A 24,918-nucleotide genomic window follows, 5' to 3' on the forward strand; every position below is an offset into this window, starting at 1 on the left:
TATAAGAGACAGCGCCCACCCCACTCCGCCCCCTCCCCGAGGAGTCGCCCGTGTCCGCCGCCCGTCCCCGTCTGCTCTACGTCACCGACCTCGCCTACCCGGCCCGTGGACGTCGTTACTGCGACGAGGACATCGACCTCACCGCCCGGCTCCGCGCCTCCTTCGACCTCGCGCTGTGCCACCCGCGCGACGCCGCCGCGCTCATGGACGCCTTCGACGCCGTCGTCGTGCGCAACAGCGGCCCGGTCCTCCACCACCAGGAGGCGTACGACCGCTTCCGCGAGCGGGCCGCCGCCCTCGGGACCCGGGTCTACAACCCGCTCCACGGGCGCGGCGACATGGCCGGCAAGCAGTACCTCCTCGACCTCACCACCGCCGGGCTGCCCGTCATCCCCACCGTCGACCGCCGCGAGGACCTCGGCCGCCTCCCCGAGGCCGGGCTCTACGCCGTCAAGCCCAAGGCCGGCGCCGACTCCATAGGGCTGCGGTTCCTGCCGTACGAGGAGCTGGCCGGGCTCGACCTCGACGGGGAGCTCCTCGTCCAGCCGCGGATCGACTTCGCGTACGAGGTCTCCTTCGTCTTCGTCGACGACCTCTTCCAGTACGCCCTGTACGCCCCCGACCCCGAGCGCCGCTGGGTCCTGGAGCCGTACGAGCCCACCCCGGCCGACCTGGCCTTCGCCCGCCGGTTCGTCGACTGGAACACCCTCCGCCACGGCGTCCAGCGCGTCGACGCCTGCCGCACCCGGGACGGCGGACTGCTCCTGGTCGAGCTGGAGGACCTCAACCCGTACCTCTCCCTCGACCGCGTCGCCGAGCCGGTCCGCGCCCGCTTCACCGAGGCCCTCACCGACTCCCTCCACGCCTTCCTGAAGGCGTGACGGAACGACGGAGCGCCCCGTGTCCACGTTCGGACACGGGGCGCTCCGTCGGTTCTGGGCCGCGGTCAGGCGGTACGCGGCCGGCGCCGGGCCGCCCGCTCCGCCGCGAAGACGTCCTCCAGGCGGAAGAGCTGCGCGCGGCCCGCCCGGCCCGCGGCCCGCAGATGGCCCAGCTGGACCCACTTGCGGATGGTCGCCGGTGCCACCCCGGCCTCCTCGGCGGCCAGCGGCCCCGGGATCAGGACCGGCAGACGGGGCGTGCTCAGCATGGGGTCTCCTCGGTGTCGTCCATCGCCGCCTCGATCTCCTCCGCGCGCGCCCCGGACGCGTCCGCGAGCTCCCGCCACTCGTCCTCCCGCCACAGGTGCCGGTAGGCGGGGTCGTCCTGGCAGCCGCACACCGGATCGACGCACACGCAGGCGGGGTTCACGCACAGCACCGCCCGCCGGTCCGGAAAGGCGCGCAGCGAGACCGAGTCGCACCACGGGCAGCGTCCGGCCACCCGCACCACCGACTCCGCCTCGCCGAGCGTGCGCGCGCACCGGCGGGCCATCCGCCGGATCTCGTCCCGCACGTGGCGGAGCAGGTCCGGGTGGGCGGTGACGGCGTCGAGGAGCCCGACGACCCGGCGCAGCCGGTCGGTCACCCCGGCCCGCGGCGGCCGCGGCAGCCCGAGCCGCGCGCACACGGCCTCCTCCAGCTCCACCACGCCGTCGGTCACGTCCCGGATGCAGTCCGAGACGTGCAGCCGGATCGGGGCGGCGCCGTGGCCGGGGACGGCGAGCCCGTGCCGCTGTTCCAGGAGCAGCGCCTCGCGCCGCTCCTGGCGGAGGAGTTCGGCGTCGCCGGCGCGCGGGGCGGCGGGCGCTGTGCCGGCGGGGGAGCGGCGGCCGGGCGCCAGCTCCTCGGCGAGCTCGGGGAACTGGCGGACGAGGGCGGCGGCCCAGAGCAGCGCGTCCCGCAGGACGGCCTCGGTGCCGGCGTCGCCGGTCATGCGGTCCCCCCGGCGCGGCCGCCCGCGCCTGCGGCGAGCACGGCGTCGAGCTGCGTGGCGACGGTACGGGGATCGAGCGGGCCCAGCGGGGCGGCGGGGTCCGGGCGGCCGAGCGGGTCGGCGGCGCCCGGCTTCGCGTAGCGGGACGAACGGGGCTTCACCGGGCGTCCGTTGCGCCACAGGCGCCCCGCGCAGACGCCGTCGAACCAGCTCTCGGCGGGGGCGACGGCCGCCTCGCACTCGCGGGGGACGGGGCAGGCGGCGCAGGCCCGCAGGGCGGGGGCGGCCTGCCGCTCGCGGCGGGCGAAGACGACGGACGGGGAGAGGCCGGCGCACGCGGCGGCGGCCTGCCAGGGGGTCGGGTCGGGCTGGGACAAGACGGTTCTCTCCACGGTCCGGGGCCGCCGGGCGCGGGGCCACGGGGGCCTGGCGTCCAGGGGCCGGCGAGTGCGGCGCCAGCAGCCTCGCATGTTGCGTGCGAGCTCGCAACTAACGGTGTGGAGGGGTCTTCATCGATTCGACACGATTGCGTGCCCGAAAGCACGTAATTCCGTGCGCGCAAGCACGCTAGAGTGAGGGACCCGAAGGGTGGGGATGATGAGGGAGCGGTAGAGCATGAACAGTCAAGGGCTCGACGAGTTCGCCGGCTGGGTCGAAGGCCTGATGAGACGGCGCGGATACGACATCGACAGCCCGCGCGGCGGCGGCAAGTCCCGGATCGCGGACGAGGCCGGGGTCCACCGGGCCGCGGTGACCCGTCTGCTGCAGCGGCAGAGCATGCCCGACCTGGAGACCATGCGCAGGATCGCCCCGCTCCTCGGGGTCTCCGTCCGGGACATGCTGATCCGCTCCGGCCGGGTCACCCCCGAGGAACTCCCCCTCGCGGCGGACCTGCTCCCGCCGACCGACTGGCAGCCCACCATGGAGGACTTCGCCCGCTGGCTCGGCGTCCCCGACGAGCGCATGGGCGTCTTCGTCAAGGTGGTCAGCCAGTTCCTGGAGCCCGACACCGCCGCCGAGGCCGAGGAGCCGCGCGCCGAGTCCCGCCGCACGGCCCGCGACTGACCCCCGCGCCGCGCCGGGCCCCCGCGCGGTGGACAGCGGGCCTCGGATGTGCTTCGCCGGCGCGGTCCGAGGCGCCTCGCGGGGGCGGTTCCAAGATCCACCGGGGGCCGCCCCGGCGGCCGGACCCCTTTTCTTTTGACCGCAGTCCGTACGGTAGGTACGCTCATGCCTTGTGCCTGGGGTGTGCCTGGGCTCCTGTGCGTGTCCACAACCGCACGGTGAGTCCAAGACCGGCCACCGTGATCCGCGCCCTTTCCGTGCTCAGCGGAGGTCCGCCGGATCCGACACGCCCGACCGCGTGGGTCGGTGAATGTTTCAGGTTAGTAGTACTTACGGCACACAGAAACCGGAGAAGTAGTGCCTACGATCCAGCAGCTGGTCCGGAAGGGCCGGCAGGACAAGGTCGAGAAGAACAAGACGCCCGCTCTCGAGGGTTCGCCCCAGCGCCGTGGCGTCTGCACGCGTGTGTTCACGACCACCCCGAAGAAGCCGAACTCGGCCCTCCGTAAGGTCGCGCGTGTGCGTCTGACCAGCGGCATCGAGGTCACGGCCTACATCCCGGGTGAGGGACACAACCTGCAGGAGCACTCCATCGTGCTCGTGCGTGGTGGCCGTGTGAAGGACCTGCCTGGTGTTCGTTACAAGATCATCCGCGGCTCCCTCGACACCCAGGGTGTCAAGAACCGCAAGCAGGCCCGCAGCCGCTACGGCGCCAAGAAGGAGAAGTAAGAATGCCTCGTAAGGGCCCCGCCCCGAAGCGCCCGGTCATCATCGACCCGGTCTACGGTTCTCCTCTTGTCACGTCGCTGATCAACAAGATCCTGCTCGACGGCAAGCGCTCCACCGCCGAGCGCATCGTCTACGGCGCCATGGAGGGCCTCCGCGAGAAGACCGGTGCTGACCCGGTCGTCACGCTGAAGCGCGCCCTCGAGAACGTCAAGCCGGCTCTCGAGGTCAAGTCCCGTCGTGTCGGTGGCGCCACCTACCAGGTGCCGATCGAGGTCAAGCCCGGTCGTGCCTCCACCCTCGCGCTGCGCTGGCTCGTCGGTTACTCCCGCGCCCGCCGCGAGAAGACCATGACCGAGCGCCTCATGAACGAGCTCCTGGACGCCTCGAACGGCCTGGGTGCTTCGGTCAAGAAGCGCGAGGACACGCACAAGATGGCCGAGTCCAACAAGGCCTTCGCGCACTACCGCTGGTAGTCGCAACCCCCATCGAGACCGAGAGAAGACTGAAGCCTTATGGCTACCACTTCGCTTGACCTGGCCAAGGTGCGCAACATCGGCATCATGGCCCACATCGACGCGGGCAAGACGACCACCACCGAGCGGATCCTGTTCTACACCGGCGTTTCGTACAAGATCGGTGAGGTCCACGACGGCGCTGCCACGATGGACTGGATGGAGCAGGAGCAGGAGCGTGGCATCACGATCACGTCCGCTGCCACCACCTGCCACTGGCCGCTCGAGAACGTCGACCACACGATCAACATCATCGACACGCCGGGCCACGTCGACTTCACCGTCGAGGTGGAGCGTTCGCTGCGCGTGCTCGACGGTGCTGTCACCGTGTTCGACGGCGTCGCCGGCGTCGAGCCCCAGTCCGAGACCGTCTGGCGTCAGGCGGACCGCTACGGCGTTCCGCGCATCTGCTTCGTCAACAAGCTCGACCGCACGGGTGCCGACTTCTTCCGCTGTGTCGACATGATCGTGTCCCGCCTCGGCGCGACCCCGATCGTCATGCAGCTCCCGATCGGTGCCGAGGCCGACTTCCAGGGCGTCATCGACCTCGTGAAGATGAAGGCCCTCGTCTGGTCCGCCGAGGCGACCAAGGGCGAGATGTACGACGTCGTCGACATCCCGGCCGACAAGCAGGAGCTCGCCGACGAGTGGCGCGCCAAGCTCGTCGAGGCCGTCGCCGAGAACGACGAGGAGCTCATGGAGCTCTTCCTCGAGGGCGAGGAGCCCACCGAGGAGCAGCTCTACACCGCGATCCGTCGCATCACCATCGCCTCCGGCAAGGGCGGCGACACCACGGTCACCCCGGTGTTCTGTGGCACCGCGTTCAAGAACAAGGGCGTCCAGCCCCTGCTCGACGCCGTCGTCCGCTACCTGCCGTCGCCCCTCGACGTCGAGGCCATCGAGGGCCAGGACGTCAAGGACGCCGAGGTCGTCGTCCGCCGCAAGCCGTCCGACGACGAGCCGCTGGCCGCCCTCGCGTTCAAGATCGCGAGCGACCCGCACCTCGGCAAGCTCACCTTCGTCCGGATCTACTCCGGTCGCCTGGAGGCCGGCACCGCGGTGCTGAACTCCGTCAAGGGCAAGAAGGAGCGCATCGGCAAGATCTACCGCATGCACGCCAACAAGCGTGAGGAGATCGACTCGGTGGGCGCCGGCGACATCGTCGCCGTCATGGGCCTGAAGCAGACCACCACCGGTGAGACGCTGTGCGACGAGAAGAACCCGGTCATCCTGGAGTCCATGGACTTCCCGGCGCCGGTCATCCAGGTCGCGATCGAGCCCAAGTCCAAGGGTGACCAGGAGAAGCTGGGTGTCGCCATCCAGCGTCTCGCGGAGGAGGACCCCTCCTTCCAGGTCCACTCGGACGAGGAGACCGGCCAGACCATCATCGGTGGCATGGGCGAGCTCCACCTCGACATCCTCGTCGACCGCATGCGTCGCGAGTTCAAGGTCGAGGCCAACGTCGGCAAGCCGCAGGTGGCCTACCGCGAGACGATCCGCAAGGCCGTCGAGCGCGTCGACTACACGCACAAGAAGCAGACCGGTGGTACGGGTCAGTTCGCCAAGGTCCAGATCGGCATCGAGCCGATCGAGGGCGGCGAGGCGTCGTACGAGTTCGTGAACAAGGTCACCGGTGGCCGCATCCCCAAGGAGTACATCCCCTCGGTGGACGCGGGTGCGCAGGAGGCCATGCAGTTCGGCATCCTCGCCGGCTACGAGATGGTCGGCGTGCGTGTGATCCTGCACGACGGTGCGTACCACGAGGTCGACTCCTCCGAGCTCGCCTTCAAGATCGCCGGCTCGCAGGCCTTCAAGGAGGCCGCGCGCAAGGCTTCTCCCGTGCTCCTTGAGCCGATGATGGCCGTCGAGGTCACCACGCCCGAGGACTACATGGGTGAGGTCATCGGCGACATCAACTCCCGCCGTGGCCAGATCCAGGCCATGGAGGAGCGGGCCGGTGCCCGCGTCGTGAAGGGCCTCGTGCCCCTCTCGGAGATGTTCGGCTACGTCGGCGACCTGCGCAGCAAGACGTCCGGCCGTGCCAGCTACTCCATGCAGTTCGACTCCTACGCCGAGGTTCCGCGGAACGTCGCCGAGGAGATCATCGCGAAGGCCAAGGGCGAGTAACGCACCGCGTTTAACGCACCGCGTCCACACGCTTTAGGCTTGTCACCGACCGATGGGGGGCCGTCCCGAGAGGGACACCCCCTGTCGGACGGCACCCCAGCAAAGATCACCTGGCGCCGATGAAGCAAGGCGTTCAGAACCACTCCAGGAGGACCCCAGTGGCGAAGGCGAAGTTCGAGCGGACTAAGCCGCACGTCAACATCGGCACCATCGGTCACATCGACCACGGTAAGACGACCCTCACGGCCGCCATTACCAAGGTGCTGCACGACGCGTACCCGGACCTGAACGAGGCCTCGGCCTTCGACCAGATCGACAAGGCTCCCGAGGAGCGCCAGCGCGGTATCACGATCTCGATCGCGCACGTCGAGTACCAGACCGAGTCGCGTCACTACGCCCACGTCGACTGCCCCGGTCACGCGGACTACATCAAGAACATGATCACGGGTGCCGCGCAGATGGACGGCGCCATCCTCGTGGTCGCCGCCACCGACGGCCCGATGCCGCAGACCAAGGAGCACGTGCTCCTGGCCCGCCAGGTCGGCGTTCCGTACATCGTCGTCGCCCTGAACAAGGCCGACATGGTGGACGACGAGGAGATCCTGGAGCTCGTCGAGCTCGAGGTCCGTGAGCTCCTCTCCGAGTACGAGTTCCCGGGCGACGACCTGCCGGTCGTCCGCGTCTCGGCGCTCAAGGCGCTCGAGGGCGACAAGGAGTGGGGCGAGAAGCTCCTCGGCCTCATGAAGGCCGTGGACGAGTCCATCCCGCAGCCCGAGCGTGACGTCGACAAGCCGTTCCTGATGCCGATCGAGGACGTCTTCACGATCACCGGTCGTGGCACCGTCGTCACCGGTCGTATCGAGCGTGGTGTCCTCAAGGTCAACGAGACCGTCGACATCATCGGCATCAAGACCGAGAAGACCACCACCACGGTCACCGGCATCGAGATGTTCCGCAAGCTCCTCGACGAGGGCCAGGCCGGTGAGAACGTCGGTCTGCTCCTCCGTGGCATCAAGCGCGAGGACGTCGAGCGCGGCCAGGTCATCATCAAGCCGGGCTCGGTCACGCCGCACACCTCCTTCGAGGCCCAGGCGTACATCCTGTCGAAGGACGAGGGTGGCCGTCACACCCCGTTCTTCAACAACTACCGCCCGCAGTTCTACTTCCGTACCACGGACGTGACCGGCGTCGTGACCCTCCCCGAGGGCACCGAGATGGTCATGCCGGGCGACAACACCTCCATGTCCGTCGAGCTGATCCAGCCCGTCGCCATGGAGGAGGGCCTCAAGTTCGCCATCCGTGAGGGTGGCCGGACCGTCGGCGCCGGCCAGGTCGTCAAGATCAACGCCTGATCTTGAACTGACCTGGTAGCTCGTACGAGCTGCTAGCAGGGGGAAGGCCCCGCACCGAGAGGTGCGGGGCCTTCTCGCGTTCCCGGTCGCCTGCTACGGCCGCCAGGACCAGAGCCGCCCGTCCGGGCCCTGCCCCACCACCGTCACCCCGCGGGCGCCCACGTGGAGCGCGGCCGACACCGCCGGCGGGCCCTGCACGCGGGTACGGAGCCGGCCGCCGGCCCGCACGCACAGCCGCCCCGCGGTGTCCGTCCCCAGCAGCACCGTGCCCCGTCCGGCCGAAGCCACCGCCCGTATCTCCCCGAAGCCGTCCAGACCCGCGTCCGCGCCGTCCGGGCCGGTCAGCCGGGCCGAGGCCGGCGCCCGGTGGTAGAGCCCGCCGTCCGCGCTCGCCACCGTCGAACCCGACAGCGGCAGCGCCCCCGGCGCCTCCCGCCCGTCCACCCAGTGGCGTACGGCCCCGGCGCCCGCCGCGTACACATGCGTCCGGCCGGACCCGTCCAGCGAGACGGCCAGACCGTCCTGCACCACCGCGTCGCCCGGCAGCGCCCGCCACGGCCCCCAGGTGCCGTCCGGCTCGCGGACCCGCTCGGCGACGCCCCGCGCCGCGTTCCGCACGTACAGCCGCACCCGGCCGTCCGGGGCCGCCACCGCCATCGGTGCGCCCAGCCGGCGGCTGCGGTCCGCGCCCCGGTCCGGGGTGCCGAGCCCGCGCCAGGGCAGGAACGGACCACCGGGGGAGCGCTGTTCGAGCAGGACCACCTCCCGGCGGTTCGGCCCGCCCCGCCCCTCCAGGGCCGCGAACCGCACCCCGAAGAGCAGCACCCGCCCGTCCGGCAGCACCGCCGCGCCCAGCGCGGGCGCCAGCGGCCCGCCGCCCAGGTCCTCCGGCTCGCCCCACACCCCGGCGGAGGTCTCCCGGCGGCGCACCGCCCGCAGCCCCAGCACCCCGTACGCGGCGAGCCGCCCGTCCGGCTCCTCGGCGAGCGCGAGCCCCGGGCCGGGCCAGCGGTGATGGGTGGAGCGGACCCAGCCCTTGCGGTTGGTCAGCGGCCGGTCGCCGCCGACGCCGTAGTCGCCGCAGCCCGACGGGTTGCCGCACTCCCAGGACGGGTCCCCGCCGTACGGCACCAGCCGGGCGGCCTTGCCCGCCAGCACGGCGGGCGGCAGGTTCTTCGGCCAGTGCCGGTTGTAGTAGCCGCGGAAGGCGGTCGCCGTGAAGACCGGGACCGGCGCCCCCGCCCGGGTCTCCTCCGCCACCCAGCGGACCAGCGCCGCCCAGCCGAAGCAGGCCGCAGCCGTGTGGTCCCCGTGGTCGGAGAAGCCCCGCTGCTCGGAGTTCCGGCGGCGGGTCGCCTCGTCGCCCGGCTGGACGTCCGGATCCGGGTCGAGGGTGTGCACCACCGTGGGCCGGTAGCGGCGCAGCAGCCCGGTCAGGGCCGCCACCAGACCGTCGTGGTCGTACGGTCCCGGGCGCGTCACCGGCGAGCCGGCCGAACGGTGCGCGGACAGCTCCAGGGCCCGGTCCTCCCACAGCGCGGGCAGCGCCATGTACCGGCGCGGGGTGTGCATCGGCAGGTCCAGGAAGACCAGCTCCACCCGGCGCCCGCCGTGTGCCAGGACCGCCCGCTCGGCCGTGCGGCCGCCCTCCAGCGCCAGCGCCTCGCGCCGCCACGGCGCGAACAGCGGCAGGCCCAGCGCCGCCGCGTAGCTCTGCCGCAGGCCCTGGCGGCGGGCAGAGGAGTACGCGGCCCGGTCCGGCGGCGTCCTCGGCATGCCCTTGATCCGGTTGACGCCGGTGTGCTCGCCGGCCGTCACGTACACGGAGACCAGCGGCACCCCGGCGTCGAGCAGCCGCTGCCCGTCCGGGTTCATGAAGTACAGGTCGTCGTCCGGGTGCGCCACGATCTGGAGCAGCAGCGCCCGGCCCGGTTCCCCGCCCGCGAACGGCTTCCCCGGCGCCGGGTCCGCGGCCGGCGAGGCGCGGCGCGCGGCGGGCACGGAACAGCCCGCGGTCAGCGCCGCGCCCACGGCGGTGGCCAGGAGCGTACGGCGGGACGGTATGTGCACGGCGGTGGCCCTTCCCCCGAGATCGGTCCCTGGCTAGACGGCCCATGGACGGTCGGGGTTGCCCTCACGGCGGCAGGAGGGCGGGGATCGCGACGATGCGGCGACGGGGCGGCGTCGGCGGCGCGTATACGCGGCGTGCGCGCCCCGTGCGTGTACCCGTACGTGACGTGGGGTACAGTCTTCGCCCCCGATTGGCGGCCCGCCGGGCCCGTATGGCAGACTAGCGGGGTTGCTCGGTTGAGTGCCGATGCTGCGCGCCTCCCGCCGGGAGGACCGGAAGCGAGTCCCACAGTACTCGTCGCCCCTTCTCAGGGGCGGACGTACGGGAATCTTCCGGGAAGCGTCAGCGGGGTACCAGCCAGGCGCCCGGTGGGTGTTCACCCCCGTTCCGCGGTCTTCGGCCCGCACCCCCTTGGTTGGGAAATCCTTCGGGACTTCTTCGTAGAGGGAGTGCGACACGCCCGACCGCGTGGGTCGGAGGAGGGACGCAAACCGACCGGGTTCCAGGGCGTTAACAAAGAGACAGGACTACGAAGTAGCCATGGCGGGACAGAAGATCCGCATCCGGCTCAAGGCCTACGACCACGAGGTCATCGACTCCTCGGCGAAGAAGATCGTCGAGACGGTGACCCGCACTGGTGCGTCGGTCGCGGGCCCGGTGCCGCTGCCCACTGAGAAGAACGTGTACTGCGTCATCAAGTCGCCGCACAAGTACAAGGACTCGCGCGAGCACTTCGAGATGCGCACGCACAAGCGCCTCATCGACATCCTCGACCCCACGCCGAAGACGGTTGACTCGCTGATGCGTCTCGACCTGCCGGCTGGCGTCGACATCGAGATCAAGCTCTGAGGTGACGCGCGAGATGGCTAAGAACATCAAGGGCATCCTGGGCGAGAAGCTCGGCATGACGCAGGTCTGGGACGAGAACAACCGGGTCGTCCCGGTGACCGTCGTCAAGGCCGGCCCGAATGTCGTGACCCAGGTGCGTACGAACGACGTCGACGGTTACGAGTCGGTCCAGATCGCCTTCGGCGAGATCGACCCGCGCAAGGTGAACAAGCCCCTCAAGGGCCACTTCGCCAAGGCCGACGTCACCCCGCGCCGTCACCTTGTCGAGATCCGTACCGCTGACGCCAGCGAGTACACCCTCGGCCAGGAGATCACCGCCGAGGTCTTCGAGGCGGGCATCAAGGTCGACGTGACCGGCAAGAGCAAGGGCAAGGGCTTCGCCGGTGCCATGAAGCGCCACAACTTCCGTGGTGGCAAGGCTTCCCACGGTGCCCACCGCGTGCACCGCAAGCCCGGTTCGATCGGTGGCTGCGCCACCCCGGGCCGCGTCTTCAAGGGCATGCGCATGGCCGGCCGCATGGGCAACGAGCGCGTGACCACCCAGAACCTGACCGTTCACGCCGTTGACGCGGAGAAGGGCCTGCTGCTCATCAAGGGCGCGGTTCCTGGTCCGAACGGCGGCCTCGTCCTGGTCCGCACCGCGGCCAAGGGGGCCTGAGGATATGAGCACCATTGACATTCTGTCGCCTGCCGGCGACAAGGCGGGGACCATCGAGCTCCCGGCCGAGATCTTCGACGCCAAGATCAGCGTCCCGCTGATCCACCAGGTCGTCGTCGCGCAGCTTGCGGCTGCCCGCCAGGGCACCCACAAGACCAAGACGCGTGGCGAGGTCCGCGGTGGTGGCAAGAAGCCTTACCGCCAGAAGGGCACCGGCCGCGCCCGTCAGGGTTCGACCCGCGCCCCGCAGTTCGCCGGTGGTGGCGTCGTGCACGGTCCCGTGCCGCGTGACTACTCGCAGCGGACCCCCAAGAAGATGAAGGCCGCCGCCCTCCGCGGTGCCCTCTCCGACCGGGCGAACCACTCCCGCATCCACGTCGTCTCCGGCGTGGTCGAGGGTGACGTCTCCACCAAGGCCGCCAAGACGCTGTTCGGCAAGATCTCGGAGCGCAAGAACCTGCTCCTGGTCGCCGAGCGTGCCGACGAGGCCGCGTGGCTGTCCGCCCGCAACCTGCCCCAGGTGCACATCCTGGAGCCGGGCCAGCTGAACACGTACGACGTGATGCGATCCGACGACGTGGTCTTCACCCAGGCCGCCTTCGAGTCCTTCGTGTCTGGCCCCAAGGCCGACGACAACGAGGGGAACGAAGCCTGATGGCCGAGATCACCAGCAAGACCTTCACGGACCCGCGCGACGTCCTCGTCAAGCCGGTTGTCTCCGAGAAGAGCTACGCCCTGCTCGACGAGAACAAGTACACGTTCATCGTCGCGCCCGGCTCCAACAAGACCCAGATCAAGCAGGCCGTCGAGGCGGTCTTCTCGGTCAAGGTCACCGGGGTCAACACGATCAACCGTCAGGGCAAGCGCAAGCGCACCCGCACCGGTTTCGGCAAGCGCGCCAACACCAAGCGCGCCATCGTGACCCTGGCCGAGGGCAACCGAATCGACATCTTCGGCGGCCCGACCGCCTGACGGCGGTCGAGTCGTCCGATATCGGACGAGGACTGAGAAATGGGTATCCGCAAGTACAAGCCGACTACGCCGGGCCGTCGTGGCTCCTCCGTAGCCGACTTCGTCGAGATCACGCGGTCCACGCCGGAGAAGTCGCTGGTCCGCCCCCTGCACAGCAAGGGCGGCCGTAACAACACCGGTCGTGTGACCGTCCGTCACCAGGGCGGTGGCCACAAGCGCGCCTACCGCGTGATCGACTTCCGTCGTCACGACAAGGACGGCGTGCCGGCCAAGGTCGCTCACATCGAGTACGACCCCAACCGCACCGCGCGCATCGCGCTGCTCCACTACGCGGACGGCGAGAAGCGCTACATCATCGCTCCCAAGGGTCTGACGCAGGGTGACCGCGTCGAGAACGGCCCGGGCGCGGACATCAAGCCCGGCAACAACCTGGCCCTCCGCAACATCCCGGTCGGTACCACGATCCACGCGATCGAGCTCCGTCCCGGCGGTGGCGCCAAGTTCGCCCGCTCCGCGGGTGCCTCCGTGCAGCTGCTTGCGAAGGAGGGCACGATGGCCCACCTCCGCATGCCGTCCGGCGAGATCCGTCTGGTCGACGCCCGCTGCCGCGCCACCATCGGCGAGGTCGGCAACGCCGAGCAGTCGAACATCAACTGGGGTAAGGCCGGCCGCAAGCGCTGGCTGGGCGTCCGCCCGACCGTTCGCGGTGTGGCGATGAACCCGGTTGACCACCCGCACGGTGGTGGTGAGGGCAAGACCTCCGGTGGTCGCCACCCGGTCTCCCCGTGGGGTCAGAAGGAGGGTCGTACGCGTTCGCCGAAGAAGGCTTCGAACAAGTACATCGTCCGCCGCCGCAAGACGAACAAGAAGCGCTAGGAGCGGGTTTAGATGCCGCGCAGTCTCAAGAAGGGACCCTTCGTCGACGGCCACCTCATCAAGAAGGTGGACGCTCAGAACGAGGCCGGTACCAAGAACGTCATCAAGACCTGGTCCCGTCGCTCCATGATCATCCCGGCGATGCTCGGGCACACGATCGCGGTGCACAACGGCAAGACCCACGTCCCGGTGTTCGTCACCGAGTCGATGGTCGGGCACAAGCTCGGCGAGTTCTCGCCGACGCGTACCTTCCGGGGTCACGTCAAGGAAGACCGGAAGTCGAAGCGCCGCTAGTAGCGGATCGCATTCAGACACGTAAGTAACTGAAGGGACAACCATGGAAGCCAGGGCCCAGGCGCGGTACATCCGCGTCACGCCCATGAAGGCCCGCCGCGTGGTGGACCTGATCCGTGGCATGGATGCCACGGAGGCTCAGGCTGTTCTGCGATTCGCTCCGCAGGCAGCCTCCGTGCCGGTCGGCAAGGTGCTCGACAGCGCCATTGCCAACGCCGCGCACAACTACGACCACACGGACGCCTCTTCGCTGTACATCAGCGAGGCGTTCGTCGACGAGGGTCCGACCCTGAAGCGGTTCCGTCCGCGTGCCCAGGGCCGTGCCTACCGGATCCGCAAGCGGACCAGCCACATCACCGTGGTCGTCAGCAGCAAGGAAGGAACCCGGTAATGGGCCAGAAGGTTAACCCGCATGGGTTCCGGCTCGGCATCACCACGGACTTCAAGTCCCGCTGGTACGCCGACAAGCTGTACAAGGACTACGTCAAGGAAGACGTCGCCATCCGTCGGATGCTGACGTCCGGCATGGAGCGCGCCGGCATCTCGAAGGTTGAGATCGAGCGCACCCGTGACCGTGTCCGCGTGGACATCCACACCGCTCGTCCGGGCATTGTCATCGGTCGCCGTGGCGCCGAGGCCGACAAGATCCGCGGCCAGCTGGAGAAGCTGACCGGCAAGCAGGTCCAGCTGAACATCCTCGAGGTCAAGAACCCCGAGGTCGACGCTCAGCTCGTGGCCCAGGCCGTCGCCGAGCAGCTCTCCTCCCGCGTCTCCTTCCGTCGGGCCATGCGCAAGAGCATGCAGTCCGCCATGAAGGCCGGCGCCAAGGGCATCAAGATCCAGTGTGGTGGCCGTCTCGGCGGCGCCGAGATGTCCCGCTCGGAGTTCTACCGCGAGGGCCGTGTGCCGCTGCACACGCTCCGCGCGAACGTCGAGTACGGCTTCTTCGAGGCCAAGACGACCTTCGGCCGCATCGGCGTGAAGGTCTGGATCTACAAGGGCGACGTCAAGAACATCGCCGAGGTCCGCGCCGAGAACGCCGCCGCCCGCGCCGGCAACCGCCCGGCCCGTGGCGGTGCTGACCGCCCGGCCGGCCGTGGTGGCCGCGGTGGCGAGCGTGGCGGTCGCGGTCGCAAGCCGCAGCAGGCTCCCGCTGCCGAGGCCCCCAAGGCCGAGGCCGCCGCCGCTCCGGCTGCCGAGAGCACCGGAACGGAGGCCTGACCGAAATGCTGATCCCCCGTAGGGTCAAGCACCGCAAGCAGCACCACCCGAAGCGCAACGGCATGTCCAAGGGTGGCACGCAGGTTGCGTTCGGCGAGTACGGCATTCAGGCCCTCACCCCGGCCTACGTGACCAACCGCCAGATCGAGGCCGCGCGTATCGCGATGACCCGCCACATCAAGCGTGGCGGCAAGGTCTGGATCAACATCTACCCGGACCGCCCGCTGACGAAGAAGCCTGCCGAGACCCGCATGGGTTCCGGTAAGGGTTCGCCGGAGTGGTGGATCGCGAACGTCAAGCCCGGTCGGGTGATGTTCGAGCTGTCCTACCCGAACGAGAAGATCGCGCGTGAGGCTCTGACTCGTGCGGCTCACAAGCTGCCGATGAAGTGCAAGATCGTTAAGCGCGAGGCAGGTGAGCTGTGATGTCGGCCGGTACCAAGGCGTCCGAGCTGCGCGAGCTGGGCAACGAGGAGCTTGTGGCCAAGCTCCGCGAGGCCAAGGAAGAGCTGTTCAACCTCCGCTTCCAGGCGGCGACGGGTCAGCTCGAGAACCACGGCCGTCTGCGGGCGGTCCGTAAGGACATCGCCCGGATCTACACCCTCATGCGTGAGCGTGAGCTCGGCATTGAGACGGTGGAGAACGCCTGATGAGCGAGAGCAACGTGACTGAGAAGACCGAGCGCAACGCTCGCAAGGTCCGCGAGGGCCTGGTCGTCAGCGACAAGATGGACAAGACCGTCGTCGTCGCCGTCGAGGACCGCGTCAAGCACGCGCTGTACGGCAAGGTCATCCGCCGTACGAACAAGCTCAAGGCTCACGACGAGCAGAACGCTGCCGGCATCGGCGACCGCGTCCTCCTGATGGAGACCCGGAAGCTGTCGTCGACGAAGCACTGGCGCGTCGTCGAGATCCTCGAGAAGGCCAAGTAATCCCTCCTAGGGGGACCCCCTAGGAACAGTTCCGCCAGGCTCGGCAGGGGCACTCCGGTGCCCCTGCCGGGAACCGGCAGACAATCAGGAGATAGACGTGATCCAGCAGGAGTCGCGACTTCGCGTCGCCGACAACACTGGTGCCAAGGAGATCCTTTGCATCCGTGTTCTCGGTGGTTCGGGTCGCCGCTACGCGGGCATCGGTGACGTCATCGTCGCCACCGTCAAGGACGCGATCCCCGGTGGCAACGTGAAGAAGGGTGACGTCGTCAAGGCGGTCATCGTTCGCACCGTCAAGGAGCGCCGCCGCCAGGACGGCTCGTACATCCGCTTCGACGAGAACGCCGCCGTCATTCTGAAGAACGACGGCGACCCTCGTGGCACCCGTATCTTCGGCCCGGTCGGCCGTGAGCTGCGCGAGAAGAAGTTCATGAAGATCATCTCGCTCGCGCCGGAGGTGCTGTAAGCATGAAGATCAAGAAGGGCGACCTGGTCCAGGTCATCACCGGCAAGGACAAGGGCAAGCAGGGCAAGGTCATCGCGGCCATGCCCAGCGAGAACCGTGTCCTCGTCGAGGGTGTCAACCGGGTCAAGAAGCACACGAAGGCCGGCCCGAACCAGGCCGGCGGCATCGTGACCACCGAGGCTCCGGTCCACGTCTCCAACGTCCAGCTGGTCGTGGAGAAGGACGGCAAGAAGGTCGTCACGCGTGTGGGTTACCGCTTCGACGACGAGGGCAACAAGATCCGCGTTGCCAAGCGGACGGGTGAGGACATCTGATGGCTACCACCACTCCGCGTCTCAAGACGAAGTACCGCGAGGAGATCGCGGGCAAGCTGCGTGACGAGTTCAAGTACGAGAACGTCATGCAGATCCCCGGCCTCGTGAAGATCGTGGTCAACATGGGTGTCGGCGACGCCGCCCGTGACTCGAAGCTGATCGAGGGCGCGATCCGCGACCTCACCACGATCACCGGTCAGAAGCCGGCCGTCACCAAGGCCCGCAAGTCCATCGCGCAGTTCAAGCTGCGCGAGGGCCAGCCGATCGGTGCCCACGTCACCCTCCGCGGTGACCGCATGTGGGAGTTCCTGGACCGCACCCTGTCGCTCGCGCTGCCGCGCATCCGCGACTTCCGTGGCCTGTCGCCGAAGCAGTTCGACGGCCGCGGCAACTACACCTTCGGTCTCACGGAGCAGGTCATGTTCCACGAGATCGACCAGGACAAGATCGACCGTACCCGGGGTATGGACATCACCGTGGTGACCACGGCGACCAACGACGACGAGGGCCGTGCCCTTCTGCGTCACCTCGGCTTCCCGTTCAAGGAGGCGTAAGCGAGATGGCGAAGAAGGCTCTCATCGCTAAGGCTGCCCGCAAGCCCAAGTTCGGTGTGCGTGCGTACACCCGCTGCCAGCGCTGCGGTCGCCCCCACTCCGTGTACCGCAAGTTCGGCCTGTGCCGCGTGTGCCTCCGTGAGATGGCTCACCGTGGCGAGCTGCCGGGCGTGACCAAGAGCTCCTGGTAATTCCCCCTCGCCCATTGGGCGTTGGTGAATGACCGGAGTCTCTCGGTAGGCATTGGGTTGGCGGACTCCCGGTCCCACATGGCTTAGGCTAGTGGGGTTGGGCGTCCGCCGCCCGTACGACTTACTACGCCGTAGGTCCACCGCACCGCACCCGCCCCGTCTCGGATCGGGGAGAGGGATGGTGCACCAGGAAACCCCGGCGAGAGAGGCCGAAGGCCAATTCATGACCATGACTGATCCGATCGCAGACATGCTCACGCGTCTGCGTAACGCGAACTCGGCGTACCACGACACCGTGACGATGCCGCACAGCAAGATCAAGTCGCACATCGCGGAAATCCTCCAGCAGGAGGGCTTCATCACCGGCTGGAAGGTCGAGGACGCCGAGGTCGGCAAGAACCTCGTCATCGACCTCAAGTTCGGTCCGAACCGTGAGCGCTCCATCGCGGGCATCAAGCGGATCTCGAAGCCGGGCCTCCGGGTTTACGCGAAGTCCACCAACCTGCCGAAGGTCCTCGGCGGCCTGGGCGTGGCGATCATCTCCACGTCCCACGGTCTCCTGACCGGCCAGCAGGCGCAGAAGAAGGGCGTGGGTGGGGAAGTCCTCGCCTACGTCTGGTAGTCGGGAACGGAGGAATAGCAATGTCGCGAATCGGCAAGCTCCCCATCACGGTTCCCGCCGGCGTGGACGTCACCATCGAGGGCCGCACGGTCACGGTGAAGGGTTCCAAGGGCACCCTGACCCACACCGTCGCCGCGCCGATCGAGATCGTTAAGGGCGAGGACGGCGTTCTGAACGTCACCCGTCCGAACGACGAGCGTCAGAACAAGGCCCTCCACGGCCTGTCCCGCACGCTGGTGGCCAACATGATCACCGGTGTGACCCAGGGGTACGTCAAGGCGCTCGAGATCAGCGGTGTCGGTTACCGCGTGGCCGCGAAGGGCTCCGACCTGGAGTTCCAGCTCGGCTACAGCCACCCGATCCTGGTGGAGGCCCCCGAGGGCATCTCCTTCAAGGTCGAGTCGCCGACCAAGTTCTCGGTCGAGGGCATCGACAAGCAGAAGGTCGGCGAGGTCGCCGCGAACATCCGCAAGCTGCGGAAGCCCGACCCGTACAAGGCCAAGGGCGTCAAGTACGCGGGCGAGGTCATCCGCCGCAAGGTCGGAAAGGCTGGTAAGTAAGCCATGGCATACGGTGTCAAGATCGCCAAGGGCGACGCTTACAAGCGCGCCGCGAAGGCGCGCCGTCACCTGCGCATCCGCAAGAACGTGTCGGGTACGGCGGAGCGTCCGCGCCTCGTCGTGACGCGCACGAACCGCGGTATCACCGCGCAGGTCATCGACGACCTCAAGGGTCACACCGTCGCGTCGGCGTCCCACCTGGACGCTTCGATCCGCGGTGGCGAGGGCTCCAAGTCCTCGCAGGCCCAGCAGGTCGGCGCCCTGGTCGCCGAGCGCGCCAAGGCCGCCGGTGTCGAGGCCGTCGTGTTCGACCGTGGTGGCAACAGGTACGCCGGGCGCATTGCCGCTCTGGCTGACGCCGCCCGCGAAGCCGGGCTGAAGTTCTAAGCCCCGGTTCCGGGACTAACGGACGTAACAGAGAGAGGTATTCCAATGGCTGGACCCCAGCGCCGCGGCAGCGGTGCCGGTGGCGGCGAGCGGCGGGACCGGAAGGGCCGCGACGGTGGCGCTGCCGCCGCCGAGAAGACCGCGTACGTTGAGCGCGTAGTCGCGATCAACCGCGTCGCCAAGGTTGTCAAGGGTGGTCGTCGTTTCAGCTTCACCGCGCTGGTCGTGGTGGGCGACGGTGACGGCACCGTGGGTGTCGGTTACGGCAAGGCCAAGGAGGTGCCGGCCGCCATCGCCAAGGGTGTGGAGGAGGCCAAGAAGCACTTCTTCAAGGTTCCCCGTATCCAGGGCACCATCCCCCACCCCATCCAGGGTGAGAAGGCCGCGGGCGTCGTCCTGCTCAAGCCGGCGTCCCCCGGTACCGGTGTTATCGCCGGTGGCCCGGTGCGCGCCGTGCTCGAGTGCGCCGGCGTTCACGACATCCTGTCGAAGTCGCTCGGCTCCGACAACGCGATCAACATCGTGCACGCGACCGTGGAGGCCCTGAAGGGCCTGCAGCGTCCCGAGGAGATCGCGGCTCGCCGTGGTCTGCCGCTCGAGGACGTCGCCCCCGCGGCTCTGCTTCGTGCGCGTGCGGGAGCGGGTGCGTAATGGCTCGCCTCAAGATCACGCAGACGAAGTCGTACATCGGCAGCAAGCAGAACCACCGCGACACGCTGCGTTCGCTCGGGCTCAAGCGCCTGAACGACGTGGTCGTCAAGGAGGACCGCCCCGAGTTCCGCGGAATGGTGCACACCGTCCGCCACCTCGTGACGGTTGAGGAGGTCGACTGATCATGGCGGAGAACAACCCGCTCAAGATCCACAACCTCCGTCCCGCCCCGGGCGCCAAGACCGCCAAGACCCGTGTGGGTCGTGGTGAGGCGTCGAAGGGTAAGACGGCCGGTCGTGGTACCAAGGGCACCAAGGCCCGCTACCAGGTTCCGGAGCGCTTCGAGGGTGGGCAGATGCCCCTCCACATGCGTCTCCCGAAGCTCAAGGGCTTCAAGAACCCGTTCCGCACCGAGTACCAGGTCGTGAACCTGGACAAGCTGGCCGCGCTCTACCCGCAGGGTGGCGAGGTCACGGTGGCCGACCTGGTCGCCAAGGGTGCGGTTCGTAAGAACCAGCTCGTCAAGGTGCTCGGCACCGGCGAGGTCTCCGTGGCGCTGCAGGTGACGGTCGACGCCGTCTCCGGCTCCGCCAAGGAGAAGATCGCCGCCGCCGGCGGCACCGTCACCGAGCTCGTCTGAGACGACTCGATGGCCTGAACATCCGACCGGGGATGCCTCCCAAAAGGGGCATCCCCGGTTGGTCGTTCCTAGGGGGGCATGGTCGCCGGTAAGGTGGCGTGCACCGTCCATGCTCATGCGGTATAGACACCGCCGAGCCGGGACCGATCTCTATCAGTCCTTATCGAATCTCAAGACCGTCACCTCTGACGCTTAGCGCGGGGGTCGCAGGAGGCACCGTGCTCACCGGCTTCGCCCGGGCGTTCAAGACGCCCGACCTGCGCAAGAAGCTGCTCTTCACGCTGGCGATCATCGTGCTGTACCGCCTCGGGGCCCACATCCCCGTTCCGGGCGTCAAGTACGAGGCCGTCCAGATGTGCGTGGACCAGGCGAGCGAGGGCAACAACAGCCTGTTCGGCCTGGTGAACATGTTCAGTGGCGGCGCACTGCTGCAGATCACCATCTTCGCGCTCGGCATCATGCCGTACATCACGGCGAGCATCATCCTGCAGCTGCTCACCGTCGTGATCCCCCGTCTGGAAGCCCTCAAGAAGGAGGGCCAGAGCGGTACGGCGAAGATCACGCAGTACACCCGCTACCTGACGATCGCGCTGGCGATCCTGCAGGGCACGGGTCTCGTGGCCACCGCCAAGAGCGGTGCCCTCTTCAGCGGCTGCAGCGTCGCCGACCAGGTCGTGCCGGACCCCTCGATCTTCACCATCGCCACCATGGTCATCACCATGACCGCGGGCACCGCCATCGTCATGTGGCTCGGTGAGCTCATCACCGACCGCGGCATCGGCAACGGCATGTCGATCCTGATGTTCATCTCGATCGCCGCCGGCTTCCCGGGCGCCCTGTGGGCCATCAAGGAGAGCGGCAAGCTCGCCCAGGGCTGGATCGAGTTCGGCACCGTCATCCTCATCGGCTTCGTCATGGTGGCCCTCGTCGTCTTCGTCGAGCAGGCCCAGCGCCGTATCCCGGTGCAGTACGCGAAGCGGATGATCGGCCGCAGGTCGTACGGCGGTACGTCCACTTACATCCCGTTGAAGGTGAACCAGGCAGGTGTGATTCCTGTCATCTTCGCCTCGTCGCTGCTCTACATCCCGGCGCTGATCGCGCAGTTCTCGAACTCCACGGCGGGGTGGAAGACCTGGATCGAAGCCCACTTCGTCAAGGGTGACCACCCGTATTACATCGCCACGTACTTCCTCCTGATCGTGTTCTTCGCCTTCTTCTACGTGGCGATCTCGTTCAACCCCGAGGAAGTCGCCGACAACATGAAGAAGTATGGTGGCTTCATCCCGGGTATCCGGGCTGGTCGACCTACTGCCGAGTACCTGAGCTACGTGCTCAACCGGATCACTTGGCCGGGCTCGCTGTACTTGGGTCTGATCGCTCTTGTGCCGACGATGGCGTTGGCAGGCTTCGGCGGTGCCAATGCCAACTTCCCGTTCGGTGGGACGAGCATCCTGATCATCGTGGGTGTGGGGCTGGAGACCGTGAAGCAGATCGAGAGCCAGCTCCAGCAGCGCAATTACGAAGGGTTCCTCCGCTGATGCGAATCGTCCTCGTCGGACCGCCCGGGGCCGGCAAGGGAACGCAGGCCGCGTTCCTTGCCAAGAACCTGGCCATTCCCCACATCTCCACGGGTGACCTCTTCCGTGCCAACATCTCGCAGGGCACGGAGCTGGGCCTGAAGGCGAAGGGTTACATGGACCGGGGCGAGCTCGTCCCGGACGAGGTGACCATCGGAATGGCCAAGGACCGTATGGAGCAGGCGGACGCCGCGAACGGCTTCCTGCTCGACGGGTTCCCGCGCAACGTGGCCCAGGCCGAGGCCCTGGATGTCGCCCTCAAGGCGGACGACATGCAGCTGGACGCGGTCCTGGACCTCGAGGTCCCCGAGGACGAGGTCGTGAAGCGGATCGCGGGTCGCCGCATCTGCCGCAACGACTCCTCGCACGTCTTCCACGTGACGTACAACGCCCCGAAGACCGAGGGCGTCTGCGACGTCTGCGGTGGCGAGCTCTACCAGCGCGCGGACGACTCCGAGGAGACCGTCCGCACCCGCCTGGAGGTCTACCACACGCAGACCGAGCCGATCATCGACTACTACCGGGCGCAGAACCTGGTCGTGACGATCTCCGCGCTCGGCAAGGTGGACGAGGTCACGGCGCGTGCCATGGACGCGCTGAAGAAGTAACCCCACGCTCACGCGGTACGGCCGCGGTGCCCCTGACGGGCGCCGCGGCCGTATCGTTGTTCTGTTCCCCGTACTCGATGGAAAGGCCCCGCCCACGATGGTGCAGATCAAGACCCCCGAGCAGATCGCGAAGATGCGCGAGGCGGGGCTGGTCGTCGCCGCCATCCACGCGGCGACCCGCGAGGCGGCCGTGCCGGGCGCCACGACGAAGGACCTGGACGAGGTCGCGCGCAAGGTGATCGCCGACCACGGGGCGAAGTCGAACTTCCTCGGGTACGGCGGGTTCCCCGCGACCATCTGCACCTCGGTCAACGAGGTCGTGGTCCACGGCATCCCCGACGAGAAGACGGTCCTCAAGGACGGCGACATCATCTCGATCGACGCCGGCGCGATCGTGGACGGCTGGCACGGCGACGCCGCGTACACCGCCTTCGTCGGCACCGGTCACGCGCCGGAGCTGATCGAGCTCTCCCGGGTGACCGAGGAGTCGATGTGGGCCGGCATCGCGGCGATGCGGGTGGGCGCGCGCCTGGTCGACATCTCGAAGGCGATCGAGTCGTACATCAAGCGGCAGCCGCGGCCGGCCGTGGGCGACCACAGCCTGGGAAAGTACGGCATCGTCGAGGACTACGGCGGCCACGGCATCGGCACCGAGATGCACATGGACCCGCACCTGCTGAACTACGTCTCCCGCAAGCGCGGCAAGGGCCCGAAGCTGGTCCCCGGCTTCTGCCTGGCGATCGAGCCGATGGTCTCCCTCGGCACGCCGCACACCGAGGTCCTCGCCGACGACTGGACGGTCGTCTCCACCGACGGCACCTGGTCCTCCCACTGGGAGCACAGCGTCGCCCTCACCGAGGAGGGCCCCCTGGTCCTCACGGCGGTGGACGGCGGCAAGGCGAAGCTGGCGGAACTGGGCGTGACCGCCGCCCCGGACCCGCTGGCGTAAGCGCCACGCGCCGGACGCGCCACGCGCCGGACGCGCCGCGCCTCGGCGGGCGGAGTCCGCCGCAGCGCCGCGAAGCTTGTGAGGCGCTCCGGCGCCGAGCCCGCGAGCGGTGCGTGAGGCGGGGCTGCCCCGCCGGCATGACCGCCACGCGTCCGGTGGGCGCGCCTCCGTCCCGGTGGGCGCGTGGCGGAGTAATGATCTTCCGCGCTGGGCAGATTCCTCGGATTCGTCTTTTCGAGGGGCCTGGCGTAGACTGATGCGTCGGCTCTCGTGTACCCGTGTGTCCGCACCGGAGAGTGAGAGTCGATCAAGGTAGCCGATTCGAAGGGCGAAGCGTGGCCAAGAAGCAAGGTGCCATCGAGATCGAGGGCACCGTGATCGAGTCCCTGCCGAACGCCATGTTCAAGGTGGAGCTCCAGAACGGTCACAAGGTCCTCGCGCACATCTCCGGCAAGATGCGGATGCACTACATCCGTATCCTCCCGGACGACCGGGTCGTCGTGGAGCTGTCTCCGTACGACCTGACGCGTGGCCGGATCGTCTACCGCTACAAGTAGATCTTGCCCGCACCCCGCCTCCGCGCGCGGGTGGTGGCACTGACCCGGAGAACCTCACACCCATGAAGGTCAAGCCGAGCGTCAAGAAGATCTGCGACAAGTGCAAGGTGATCCGCCGTCACGGTCGGGTCATGGTCATCTGCGACAACCTGCGCCACAAGCAGCGCCAGGGCTGACGCACGCCGACCGAACCTGCATCTCGCAGTTCTTCGCGCGACGCATAGCAACACGTACATAGCAGAGCCCGTCCGGCCGTGATCCACGGCTGACGGCACCTCCGGCGGGGGCCGGGGACCCGATCTGTACCTCATACGGCAGCCGGGAACGGTTCTGCAGCAGACCCCCGAGAACACAGGAGCCATTGAATGGCACGCGTTTCCGGTGTTGACATCCCGCGCGAGAAGCGCGTGGTGGTCGCACTCACCTACGTCTTCGGTATCGGGCGTACCCGGTCCGAGGAGATTCTCGCCGCGACCGGCGTGAACCCGTCCACCCGTGTCCGCGACCTTGCCGAGGAAGACCTCGTCAAGATCCGCGAGTACGTGGACGCCAACCTCCAGACCGAGGGTGACCTCCGCCGCGAGATCGCCGCCGACATCCGCCGCAAGGTCGAGATCGGCTGCTACCAGGGCCTGCGCCACCGTCGTGGCCTGCCCGTCCGCGGTCAGCGCACCAGCACGAACGCTCGTACCCGCAAGGGCCCGCGTCGCGCCATCGCCGGCAAGAAGAAGCCGGGCAAGAAGTAGTCCTCAGCGGACGCTTGACCAAGCGGTCTTCGCTGTAGGACCGACCACCTCCCGTAGGAGTAAGAGATGCCCCCCAAGGGTCGTCAGGGCGCTGCCAAGAAGGTGCGCCGCAAGGAAAAGAAGAACGTCGCTCACGGCCACGCGCACATCAAGAGCACGTTCAACAACACGATCGTCTCGATCACGGACCCGTCCGGCAACGTGATCTCCTGGGCCTCCGCCGGCCACGTCGGCTTCAAGGGCTCGCGCAAGTCCACCCCCTTCGCCGCGCAGATGGCCGCCGAGTCGGCCGCCCGCCGCGCGCAGGAGCACGGCATGCGCAAGGTCGACGTCTTCGTCAAGGGTCCCGGCTCCGGCCGTGAGACCGCGATCCGCTCCCTCCAGGCCACCGGCCTCGAGGTCGGCTCGATCCAGGACGTCACCCCCACGCCGCACAACGGCTGCCGTCCCCCCAAGCGCCGCCGCGTCTGACGCGTCGCCTGCTTGACCTGGGCTTTTCGGGCGGCGTGCCTCTTTCGAGGCGCGCCGCCCGTACCCTTGCAGTACACCGAGGACGTCAAATAGT

38 protein-coding genes are annotated in these 24,918 nt (G+C 68.4%); 34 read left to right on the forward strand and 4 right to left on the reverse strand.

Features of this window, described 5'->3' with window-relative positions; genetic code table 11:
• Positions 1 to 50: 50 nt before the first annotated feature.
• Entirely contained in the window at positions 51 to 881 is an 831-nt protein-coding gene (locus tag IF73_RS0125600; RefSeq protein ID WP_031012076.1) for a hypothetical protein, read from the forward strand.
• A 65-nt stretch (positions 882 to 946) separates the two neighbouring features.
• Here IF73_RS0125600 and IF73_RS0125605 read toward each other — a convergent pair whose 3' ends face one another.
• The 3 genes from IF73_RS0125605 to IF73_RS39785 are packed head-to-tail and all read right to left on the reverse strand — an operon-like array spanning position 947 to position 2,252.
• Positions 947 to 1,150, reverse strand: a complete 204-nt coding sequence (locus tag IF73_RS0125605) for a hypothetical protein (RefSeq protein ID WP_031012078.1) — start codon at positions 1,148 to 1,150, stop codon at positions 947 to 949.
• Positions 1,144 to 1,875 (reverse strand): hypothetical protein, encoded by a 732-nt coding sequence (locus IF73_RS0125610; RefSeq protein WP_037880463.1) that lies wholly within the window; start codon positions 1,873 to 1,875, stop codon positions 1,144 to 1,146. Before IF73_RS0125610 ends, IF73_RS0125605 begins: the two co-directional genes overlap by 7 nt.
• Complete coding sequence (locus tag IF73_RS39785) at positions 1,872 to 2,252, reverse strand: WhiB family transcriptional regulator (RefSeq protein ID WP_199806715.1); 381 nt, start codon at positions 2,250 to 2,252, stop codon at positions 1,872 to 1,874. The genes IF73_RS0125610 and IF73_RS39785 overlap by 4 nt, the downstream gene beginning before the upstream one ends.
• A gap of 238 nt (positions 2,253 to 2,490) precedes the next feature.
• Between IF73_RS39785 and IF73_RS0125620 the strand changes: the two genes are divergently transcribed.
• The 5 genes from IF73_RS0125620 to tuf all read left to right on the forward strand — a co-directional run bounded on the left by IF73_RS0125620 (position 2,491) and on the right by tuf (position 7,660).
• Complete coding sequence (locus tag IF73_RS0125620) at positions 2,491 to 2,940, forward strand: helix-turn-helix domain-containing protein (RefSeq protein WP_031012084.1); 450 nt, start codon at positions 2,491 to 2,493, stop codon at positions 2,938 to 2,940.
• A gap of 357 nt (positions 2,941 to 3,297) precedes the next feature.
• Positions 3,298 to 3,669 carry a 30S ribosomal protein S12 gene (rpsL, locus tag IF73_RS0125625; RefSeq protein ID WP_003948652.1) on the forward strand — a complete coding sequence of 124 codons (372 nt, stop codon included), beginning with the start codon at positions 3,298 to 3,300 and terminating at the stop codon, positions 3,667 to 3,669.
• Positions 3,670 to 3,671: 2 nt separating this feature from the next.
• Positions 3,672 to 4,142 (forward strand): 30S ribosomal protein S7, encoded by a 471-nt coding sequence (gene rpsG / locus IF73_RS0125630; protein WP_030494244.1) that lies wholly within the window; start codon positions 3,672 to 3,674, stop codon positions 4,140 to 4,142.
• A gap of 39 nt (positions 4,143 to 4,181) precedes the next feature.
• Positions 4,182 to 6,308: an elongation factor G gene (fusA, locus tag IF73_RS0125635; protein ID WP_031012087.1), complete on the forward strand. Its 2,127-nt coding sequence runs from the start codon at positions 4,182 to 4,184 to the stop codon at positions 6,306 to 6,308.
• Positions 6,309 to 6,466: 158 nt separating this feature from the next.
• Positions 6,467 to 7,660, forward strand: coding sequence for an elongation factor Tu (tuf, locus tag IF73_RS0125640; RefSeq protein WP_031012088.1), 1,194 nt, complete (start codon positions 6,467 to 6,469; stop codon positions 7,658 to 7,660).
• Positions 7,661 to 7,753: 93 nt separating this feature from the next.
• On the opposite strand, the gene IF73_RS0125645 is transcribed toward tuf, so the two are convergent.
• The gene (locus tag IF73_RS0125645; protein WP_078868253.1) at positions 7,754 to 9,730 is read right to left on the reverse strand and encodes a PIG-L family deacetylase; all 1,977 of its coding nucleotides are present in this window, start codon (positions 9,728 to 9,730) and stop codon (positions 7,754 to 7,756) included.
• A 541-nt stretch (positions 9,731 to 10,271) separates the two neighbouring features.
• Here IF73_RS0125645 and rpsJ point away from each other — a divergent pair.
• The 28 genes from rpsJ (at position 10,272) to rpsK (ending at position 24,824) form a co-directional block, all read left to right on the forward strand.
• The gene (rpsJ, locus tag IF73_RS0125650; protein ID WP_003948644.1) at positions 10,272 to 10,580 is read left to right on the forward strand and encodes a 30S ribosomal protein S10; all 309 of its coding nucleotides are present in this window, start codon (positions 10,272 to 10,274) and stop codon (positions 10,578 to 10,580) included.
• Positions 10,581 to 10,593: 13 nt separating this feature from the next.
• A complete protein-coding gene (gene rplC, locus IF73_RS0125655) occupies positions 10,594 to 11,238 on the forward strand; it encodes a 50S ribosomal protein L3 (RefSeq protein WP_031012092.1) in 645 nt (214 codons plus the stop codon).
• Between the two features lie 4 nt (positions 11,239 to 11,242).
• The gene (gene rplD / locus IF73_RS0125660; protein WP_031012094.1) at positions 11,243 to 11,893 is read left to right on the forward strand and encodes a 50S ribosomal protein L4; all 651 of its coding nucleotides are present in this window, start codon (positions 11,243 to 11,245) and stop codon (positions 11,891 to 11,893) included.
• Positions 11,893 to 12,210 (forward strand): 50S ribosomal protein L23, encoded by a 318-nt coding sequence (gene rplW, locus IF73_RS0125665; RefSeq protein WP_030759382.1) that lies wholly within the window; start codon positions 11,893 to 11,895, stop codon positions 12,208 to 12,210. Before rplD ends, rplW begins: the two co-directional genes overlap by 1 nt.
• Positions 12,211 to 12,249: 39 nt before the next feature.
• A complete protein-coding gene (gene rplB / locus IF73_RS0125670; RefSeq protein ID WP_030494254.1) occupies positions 12,250 to 13,086 on the forward strand; it encodes a 50S ribosomal protein L2 in 837 nt (278 codons plus the stop codon).
• Between the two features lie 12 nt (positions 13,087 to 13,098).
• Positions 13,099 to 13,380, forward strand: a complete 282-nt coding sequence (gene rpsS / locus IF73_RS0125675) for a 30S ribosomal protein S19 (protein WP_030759378.1) — start codon at positions 13,099 to 13,101, stop codon at positions 13,378 to 13,380.
• Positions 13,381 to 13,423: 43 nt separating this feature from the next.
• On the forward strand, positions 13,424 to 13,771 hold the full coding sequence (gene rplV, locus IF73_RS0125680; protein ID WP_031012097.1) for a 50S ribosomal protein L22: 348 nt from the start codon (positions 13,424 to 13,426) through the stop codon (positions 13,769 to 13,771).
• Positions 13,771 to 14,601: a 30S ribosomal protein S3 gene (rpsC, locus tag IF73_RS0125685; protein ID WP_030759375.1), complete on the forward strand. Its 831-nt coding sequence runs from the start codon at positions 13,771 to 13,773 to the stop codon at positions 14,599 to 14,601. The genes rplV and rpsC overlap by 1 nt, the downstream gene beginning before the upstream one ends.
• A 5-nt stretch (positions 14,602 to 14,606) precedes the next feature.
• Entirely contained in the window at positions 14,607 to 15,026 is a 420-nt protein-coding gene (rplP, locus tag IF73_RS0125690; RefSeq protein WP_030494257.1) for a 50S ribosomal protein L16, read from the forward strand.
• The gene (gene rpmC / locus IF73_RS0125695) at positions 15,026 to 15,250 is read left to right on the forward strand and encodes a 50S ribosomal protein L29 (RefSeq protein WP_030494258.1); all 225 of its coding nucleotides are present in this window, start codon (positions 15,026 to 15,028) and stop codon (positions 15,248 to 15,250) included. Before rplP ends, rpmC begins: the two co-directional genes overlap by 1 nt.
• The gene (rpsQ, locus tag IF73_RS0125700) at positions 15,250 to 15,531 is read left to right on the forward strand and encodes a 30S ribosomal protein S17 (RefSeq protein WP_024755411.1); all 282 of its coding nucleotides are present in this window, start codon (positions 15,250 to 15,252) and stop codon (positions 15,529 to 15,531) included. The genes rpmC and rpsQ overlap by 1 nt, the downstream gene beginning before the upstream one ends.
• A gap of 97 nt (positions 15,532 to 15,628) precedes the next feature.
• Positions 15,629 to 15,997, forward strand: a complete 369-nt coding sequence (gene rplN / locus IF73_RS0125705) for a 50S ribosomal protein L14 (protein WP_003956455.1) — start codon at positions 15,629 to 15,631, stop codon at positions 15,995 to 15,997.
• A 2-nt stretch (positions 15,998 to 15,999) separates the two neighbouring features.
• Positions 16,000 to 16,311, forward strand: coding sequence for a 50S ribosomal protein L24 (rplX, locus tag IF73_RS0125710; RefSeq protein ID WP_031012100.1), 312 nt, complete (start codon positions 16,000 to 16,002; stop codon positions 16,309 to 16,311).
• Positions 16,308 to 16,865 carry a 50S ribosomal protein L5 gene (rplE, locus tag IF73_RS0125715; protein WP_106979021.1) on the forward strand — a complete coding sequence of 186 codons (558 nt, stop codon included), beginning with the start codon at positions 16,308 to 16,310 and terminating at the stop codon, positions 16,863 to 16,865. The genes rplX and rplE overlap by 4 nt, the downstream gene beginning before the upstream one ends.
• Positions 16,866 to 16,870: 5 nt before the next feature.
• Positions 16,871 to 17,056 (forward strand): type Z 30S ribosomal protein S14, encoded by a 186-nt coding sequence (locus tag IF73_RS0125720; protein WP_003956452.1) that lies wholly within the window; start codon positions 16,871 to 16,873, stop codon positions 17,054 to 17,056.
• A 223-nt stretch (positions 17,057 to 17,279) separates the two neighbouring features.
• Positions 17,280 to 17,678, forward strand: a complete 399-nt coding sequence (rpsH, locus tag IF73_RS0125725; RefSeq protein WP_031012103.1) for a 30S ribosomal protein S8 — start codon at positions 17,280 to 17,282, stop codon at positions 17,676 to 17,678.
• A gap of 20 nt (positions 17,679 to 17,698) precedes the next feature.
• A complete protein-coding gene (rplF, locus tag IF73_RS0125730) occupies positions 17,699 to 18,238 on the forward strand; it encodes a 50S ribosomal protein L6 (protein ID WP_031012105.1) in 540 nt (179 codons plus the stop codon).
• A 3-nt stretch (positions 18,239 to 18,241) separates the two neighbouring features.
• Positions 18,242 to 18,625, forward strand: coding sequence for a 50S ribosomal protein L18 (gene rplR, locus IF73_RS0125735; RefSeq protein WP_031012107.1), 384 nt, complete (start codon positions 18,242 to 18,244; stop codon positions 18,623 to 18,625).
• Between the two features lie 45 nt (positions 18,626 to 18,670).
• Complete coding sequence (gene rpsE, locus IF73_RS0125740; RefSeq protein WP_030201551.1) at positions 18,671 to 19,276, forward strand: 30S ribosomal protein S5; 606 nt, start codon at positions 18,671 to 18,673, stop codon at positions 19,274 to 19,276.
• Positions 19,276 to 19,458: a 50S ribosomal protein L30 gene (gene rpmD, locus IF73_RS0125745; RefSeq protein WP_005313525.1), complete on the forward strand. Its 183-nt coding sequence runs from the start codon at positions 19,276 to 19,278 to the stop codon at positions 19,456 to 19,458. Before rpsE ends, rpmD begins: the two co-directional genes overlap by 1 nt.
• Positions 19,459 to 19,460: 2 nt before the next feature.
• A complete protein-coding gene (rplO, locus tag IF73_RS0125750) occupies positions 19,461 to 19,916 on the forward strand; it encodes a 50S ribosomal protein L15 (RefSeq protein ID WP_030494264.1) in 456 nt (151 codons plus the stop codon).
• Positions 19,917 to 20,134: 218 nt separating this feature from the next.
• Positions 20,135 to 21,454 (forward strand): preprotein translocase subunit SecY, encoded by a 1,320-nt coding sequence (gene secY, locus IF73_RS0125755; protein WP_031012111.1) that lies wholly within the window; start codon positions 20,135 to 20,137, stop codon positions 21,452 to 21,454.
• Positions 21,454 to 22,101, forward strand: coding sequence for an adenylate kinase (locus IF73_RS0125760; RefSeq protein ID WP_031012113.1), 648 nt, complete (start codon positions 21,454 to 21,456; stop codon positions 22,099 to 22,101). Before secY ends, IF73_RS0125760 begins: the two co-directional genes overlap by 1 nt.
• A gap of 97 nt (positions 22,102 to 22,198) precedes the next feature.
• Complete coding sequence (map, locus tag IF73_RS0125765; RefSeq protein ID WP_031012115.1) at positions 22,199 to 23,050, forward strand: type I methionyl aminopeptidase; 852 nt, start codon at positions 22,199 to 22,201, stop codon at positions 23,048 to 23,050.
• A gap of 335 nt (positions 23,051 to 23,385) precedes the next feature.
• Positions 23,386 to 23,607, forward strand: a complete 222-nt coding sequence (infA, locus tag IF73_RS0125770; RefSeq protein WP_003956442.1) for a translation initiation factor IF-1 — start codon at positions 23,386 to 23,388, stop codon at positions 23,605 to 23,607.
• A 62-nt stretch (positions 23,608 to 23,669) separates the two neighbouring features.
• Entirely contained in the window at positions 23,670 to 23,783 is a 114-nt protein-coding gene (gene rpmJ, locus IF73_RS0125775; RefSeq protein ID WP_003956441.1) for a 50S ribosomal protein L36, read from the forward strand.
• Between the two features lie 189 nt (positions 23,784 to 23,972).
• Entirely contained in the window at positions 23,973 to 24,353 is a 381-nt protein-coding gene (rpsM, locus tag IF73_RS0125780) for a 30S ribosomal protein S13 (RefSeq protein WP_015035595.1), read from the forward strand.
• 66 nt (positions 24,354 to 24,419) lie between these two features.
• Entirely contained in the window at positions 24,420 to 24,824 is a 405-nt protein-coding gene (rpsK, locus tag IF73_RS0125785) for a 30S ribosomal protein S11 (protein WP_003956432.1), read from the forward strand.
• Positions 24,825 to 24,918: the final 94 nt, after the last annotated feature.

The sequence above is a fragment of the Streptomyces sp. NRRL F-5727 genome (assembly GCF_000719555.1).
Lineage (GTDB): Bacteria > Actinomycetota > Actinomycetes > Streptomycetales > Streptomycetaceae > Streptomyces.